The organism is Metabacillus lacus (assembly GCF_009674805.1).
Lineage (GTDB): Bacteria > Bacillota > Bacilli > Bacillales > Bacillaceae > Metabacillus_C > Metabacillus_C lacus.
Genome location: NZ_WKKI01000105.1, coordinates 1 through 1,472, shown reverse-complemented (window position 1 = coordinate 1,472; position 1,472 = coordinate 1). Strand labels below are relative to the sequence as shown.

Genomic DNA, 1,472 nt, shown 5'->3' with positions numbered 1-1,472 from the left:
AGTCAAGTCCTTAATATTGTGTAAAATTCCTTACAAGTGTTTTCAACAGTTAAATGGTTATATGAATTATCCCCTTACATTTTTTGAGCGAAACTTCCATGGTTTTATTCCTTCATAGACAGGGTGGGCTGTCAAAGGCTCCTCACTTTGACAGCTCATTCTGGCTATGAAACAATCCATCATGGAAGTTCTCTCAAATAGTAAAGGCTATCTGGATAGGGACTTTCTTTTTGCATAAACAGTTTGTTGATAATGAAGTAAGACTGCTCCTACTAATCGAAAAGCTGACTGTGTGTTTGGAAAAATTCGTATTACTTTTTCTCTTCTACGTACCTCTTGATTTAACCGTTCTAAAGAATTCGTACTTCTAATATGTGGTCGGATGGCTAGTGGGTGTTCCATATATTGAATCGTATCTTCAAAACCTTCATCCAGAACTTTTAAGGCAGCTGCGTACCTAGAGTTTTCGGCAAACCTGCTCATGAGTTCCTCTTTGAAATTTCTCATATCCTCTATAGTTACAGCTTCAAAAATACGCTTAATCATCGTCCTAATTTCTCCTGTATCTTTCTTAGGGAGTTTCTGGATAATATTACGTTTAAAGTGTACATTACACCTCTGCCAGCTAGTACCGATGAACTCCCGTAGAATAGCTTTTTGTAGACCTTGATGAGCGTCTGAAATCACGAGTTTGGGAGACTGAAGTCCACGAGATTTAAGTTGTTGGAAAAAGCGACACCAGCTTTCATAGTTCTCCACATGATCCACTTGAAGGCCAAGAATCTCACGCGTGTTGTTATCCGTTAGGGCTGTCGCGATATAGACCGCTTTGGAAACCACTCGATGATGTTCCCGCACCTTAATATACATAGCGTCCACAAAGATAAAAGGATAGTAGGAACCATTTAGGGGCCTCTTGGCCCAGTCATTAACGATAGGATCAAGCTTCTGAGTAAGGGTAGATACAAACGACTTTGAAACGTTTTCCCCGCAAAGCTGTTCCACAATATGGGTAACTTTACGAGTGGAAACACCGTTAATCACCATTTCTATCATAGAGAGGACAAAGGCTTGATCACATCGTGCGTATTTCTCAAAAACGGAAGGAGAGAACTCGCCATTTCGAGTGCGTGGTACTTTAAGCTTTAGCTTCCCGATACTCATCGTAAAGTCACGTTCATAATAGCCATTACGATAATCCAGGCGTTCCGTATTCCGTTCATAAGCAGCAGCTTGTAGGTATTCATCTCTTTCTTTTTCCATGTATTCATTTAGCACAAGAACAATAGCCGATCGAACTACCGCTTCAATATTGGAGTTTATAACAGCTTCTTTTAAAACGTCTAAATCTAGGTTAAACTGTAATTGAGTCATTCTTATTCCTCTTCTCATTGTTTATCGTCGTTGAAAACAGTGTTGACAAGAAGGAACAAAATGACTCTTTCTTTTTACACAATTATATGGACTTAATC

The 1,472-nt window shown here is 39.3% G+C and carries 1 protein-coding gene; it reads right to left on the bottom strand.

Features of this window, described 5'->3' with window-relative positions; translation table 11 throughout:
• Positions 1–207: 207 nt before the first annotated feature.
• Positions 208–1,374, bottom strand: a complete 1,167-nt coding sequence (locus GJU40_RS20425; RefSeq protein ID WP_154309889.1) for an IS256 family transposase — start codon at positions 1,372–1,374, stop codon at positions 208–210.
• Positions 1,375–1,472 lie beyond the last annotated feature (98 nt).

Excerpts from the sequence above, each read along its gene's own strand:
- GJU40_RS20425 (WP_154309889.1), bottom strand. The coding sequence starts at position 1,374 with ATGACTCAATTACAGTTTAACCTAGATTTAGACGTTTTAAAAGAAGCT.